Source organism: Micromonospora sp. PRAS1 (assembly GCF_059553435.1).
Genome location: NZ_JCANNB010000082.1, coordinates 1 through 4243, shown reverse-complemented (window position 1 = coordinate 4243; position 4243 = coordinate 1). Strand labels below are relative to the sequence as shown.

The following is a 4243-nucleotide window of genomic DNA, read 5'->3' as shown; positions in this document are numbered from 1 at the left end:
CCGCGACGAGGGCGGCTGGGACCGGGTGCTGCGGTCCGCAGGCGAGTTGTGGACCCGTGGTGTGCCGATCGACTGGCCGGTGGAAGGTGGCCGGATCGCTGACCTGCCCACCTACCCGTTCCAACGCGACCGCTACTGGCTCGACGTTCCGCAGTCCGCCGGCGACCTGAGCGCGACCGGCCTGGCACCCGCCGACCACCCGCTGCTCGGTGCCGCCGTGACCGTCGCCGGCAGCGGCACCACCGTGCTCACCGGCCGGCTGTCCCGGCGTACCCACCCCTGGCTGGCCGACCACGCCGTCGACGGCACCGTCGTGCTGCCCGGCTCGGCCTTCGTCGACCTGGCCGTCCGCGCCGGTGACCACGTCGGCTGCGACACCGTCCGCGACCTCGAGGTGCACCAGGCCCTCACCGTGCCCGCCGACGACGCGGTGCTGGTCCAGGTCGTCGTGGGCGCCACCGACGACAGCGGCACCCGTGCCCTCGGCGTGTACGCCCGCCCGCCGGCCAGCGCTTCCGACGTCCCCTGGACCCGGCACGCCACCGGAGTGCTGCTGCCCGGCGCTACCCCGCACGCGTTCGACCTCACCGCCTGGCCGCCACCGGGTGCCCAAGCCGTCGACGTCGACGCCGTGCACGCCGGGCTCGCCGCGCGCGGGCTGGAACTCGGCTCCGCCTTCACCAACCTGCACGCCGCCTGGCGGCACGGCGACACCGTACTGGCCGAGGTCGAACTGCCGGAGGAACTGCACACCGAAGCCGCCGGGCACCGCCTGCATCCCGCCCTGCTGGAGTCCGCCACCCACGCCGCACTGCCGGCCGGAACCGGTCCGGTCGCCCCCGCCGTCTGGGCCGAGGTGCAGCTCGTCGCCACCGGCGCCACCGCGCTGCGGGTACGCATCACCCCGGACGGCCCCGGCACGGTGACGGTTGAGGCAGCCGACCCCACCGGTGCGCCCGTCGCGCTCCTCCGCGGCCTGGAACCGCGACCGATCGTCGCGACCGCCACCGACACCCAACGCGACGCGCTGTTCCGCATCGACTGGCCCGCGCTGCCCACGGCCGTCTCCGCACCCACCGGCCGGTACGCCGTGGTCGGCGACGACGACCTGGCCGGCGCGCTCACCGCGGCCGGCGGCGAGGTCACCACCCACCCCGATCTGGCGGCGCTGATCACCGCCCTGGACGACGACCGGCCGGCGCCCGATGTGGTGTTCGCCGTGTTCACCGGCGGCAACGACGTCGCCGCCGACACCCGAGCGCTGCTTACCGCCACGCTGGCAACGGTGCAGACCTGGCTGACCGACGACCGCCTGGCCGGCACCACCCTGACCGTGGTCACCCGGGGTGCCGTCGCGGCCCGAGCCGGTGACGACATCGCCGACCTGGCCGCCGCCCCGCTGTGGGGCCTGGTGCGCTCGGCGCAGACCGAGAACCCGGACCGCTTCCACCTGCTCGACCTCAATCCGACCGACGTCTCGATCCCGGCCGCGGCGATGCTGGCCGCGATCGACGCCGCCGAACCGCAGCTCGCGGTCCGCGATGGCCGGGTGCTGGCCGCCCGGCTCGCCCGGGTGCTGGACGACCAACCGGTCGCCGCGTCGGCACCCACCCTGGACGCGGGGACGGTACTGGTCAGCGGCGGCACCGGAGTGCTCGGCGCGCTCGTCGCCCAGCACCTGGTCAGCGCGTACGGCGTGCGCAGCCTGGTCCTGCTCAGCCGCAGCGGAAACGACGACGGCCGACTGGCCGGCCTGGACGCCCAGGTCCGGGTGGTTCGCTGCGACGTGGCCGACCGGGACGCGCTCGCCGAGGTGATCGACAGCATCGACGACCTGACCGCCGTGGTGCACACCGCAGGCGTCCTGGACGACGGCGTCATCGGATCGCTCACCGCCGACCGCCTCGACACCGTTCTGCGGCCCAAGGTCGACGGCACCTGGCACCTGCACGAGCTGACCGCCGGACGCGACCTGTCGGCGTTCGTGCTCTTCTCCTCGGCCGCCGGCGTGTTCGGCGACGCCGGCCAGGGCAACTACGCCGCCGCCAACGTCTTCGTCGACGCGCTGGCCGCACACCGGCGCGCCCAGGGCCTGCCCGCAGTCTCCCTGGCCTGGGGTTTCTGGGCCCAACGCACCGGCCTCACCGGGCATCTCGCCGACGTCGACGTCGCCCGCATGGCCCGGGAGGGAGTCGTCGCACTCACCGACACCGACGGCCTCGCCCTGTTCGACACCGCCCTGCGGGTGGACGAACCAGTGGTCGTGCCGGTCCGGCTGGACCTGCCCGCCCTGCGCGCCCAGGACTCCGCGCCACCGGCGATGCTGCGCGGGCTCGTCCGCGTACCGCTGCGCCGGGCCGCCGCCCGCCGCGCGTCCGGAGCAACCGACGGCCTGGCCGCCCGCCTGCTGGCCGCGCCCGTCACGGACCGCGACGAGATCGTCCTCGACGTGGTACGCGCACAGGCCGCCGCCGTGCTCGGCTACCCGTCGGCCGACCGGGTCGACGCCGGTCGCGCCTTCAAGGACCTCGGCTTCGACTCGCTCACCGCAGTGGAACTGCGCAACCGGATCGCCACGGCGACCGGCCTGCGGCTGCCCGCGACCCTGATCTTCGACTACCCGTCCGCCACGGTGCTCGCCGCCCACCTACGCCGCGAACTGCTCGGCGACGCCACCGAGATCGAGGCACCGGTGACGACCTCGGCGGCCGACCACGAGCCGATCGCCGTCGTCGGCATGGCCTGCCGGCTGCCCGGCGGCGTCGCCTCGCCCGACGACCTGTGGCGCCTGGTCACCGACGGCGTGGACGCGATCGACGGCTTCCCGGCCGACCGTGGCTGGGACGCGATCCTCGAAACCGAGCAGGGCACCCCGTACGCCCGGGTCGGTGGCTTCGTCGACGGAGTCGCCGGCTTCGACGCGGACTTCTTCGGTATCTCGCCCCGCGAGGCGCTGGCCACCGACCCGCAGCAGCGGCTGCTGCTCGAAGCGTCCTGGGAGGCGCTGGAACGGACCGGCCTCGACCCGCGCGGCCTGGCGGGCACCGGCACCGGCGTGTTCGTCGGCGCCGCGGCCAACAACTACGGCGCCGGCCAGTCCGCCCACCAGGACGGCGTCGAAGGCTACATGATCACCGGCGGCTCCACGTCGGTCATCAGCGGCCGGGTGTCGTACCTGCTGGGTCTGGAGGGCCCGGCGGTGACCGTGGACACCGCCTGCTCGTCGTCGCTTGTCGCACTGCACCTGGCCGTGCAGTCGCTGCGCCGGGGCGAGTGCACCCTCGCGCTGGCCGGTGGCGTCCACGTGATGGCCACCCCGGAGGCGTTCGCCGACTTCGCCCGGCAGGGCGGACTGGCCACGGACGGACGGTGCAAGGCGTTCTCCGACGACGCCGACGGCATCGGCTGGGCCGAGGGTTCGGGCGTCGTCGTGCTGGAACGGCTCTCCGACGCGGTGGCGAACGGTCGCCCGGTCCTTGCCGTGATCCGGGGCAGCGCGGTCAACCAGGACGGCGCCTCCAACGGGCTGAGCGCCCCCAACGGCCCCTCCCAGCAGCGGGTGATCCGGCGGGCGCTGGCCGACGCGGGCCTGTCGACGGTCGACGTGGACGCGGTCGAGGCGCACGGCACCGGCACCGCCCTCGGCGACCCGATCGAGGCACAGTCGCTGCTGGCCACGTACGGCCAGCGCGACGGTGAACCACTCTGGCTCGGGTCGGTCAAGTCGAACCTCGGGCACACCCAGAACGCCTCCGGCATCACCGGTGTGATCAAGATGGTGGAGGCGCTGCGGCACGGCTTCCTGCCCCGGACCCTGCACGTCAGCAGCCCGTCCAGCCACGTCGACTGGACCGCCGGCAACGTGCGGCTGCTCACCGAGCCGCGTACGTGGCCGGAGACCGGGCGTCCCCGCCGGGCCGGCGTCTCATCCTTCGGGATCAGCGGCACCAACGCACACGTGATCCTGGAGCAGGGACCGCCGGTCGAGACCGCGCCCGAGCGTGCCGTCCGGCCGCCGGTCGTGCCGTGGCCGCTGTCGGCCCGCAGCGCCGAGGCGTTGACCGGGATGGCCGCTCGCCTCGCGGCCTGGCCGGAGCAGGACGTCGCCGACGTCGCGTACGCCCTGGCCGGTCGGCCGGTCTTCGAGCACCGGACGGTAGTGGTCGGCGCCGACCACGCCGAGTTGGTGACGGAACTGGCGGCTGTGGCGAGCGGCGGTGCCGCCGCCGGTGGTCGGCTTGCC

1 protein-coding gene is annotated in these 4243 nt (G+C 74.8%); it reads left to right on the top strand.

Going from position 1 to position 4243, the window contains the following annotated elements; all coding sequences use genetic code 11:
* Positions 1-4243: type I polyketide synthase (locus AC507J_RS32125; protein WP_496294288.1), on the top strand; the 4243-nt coding region annotated here is incomplete at both ends.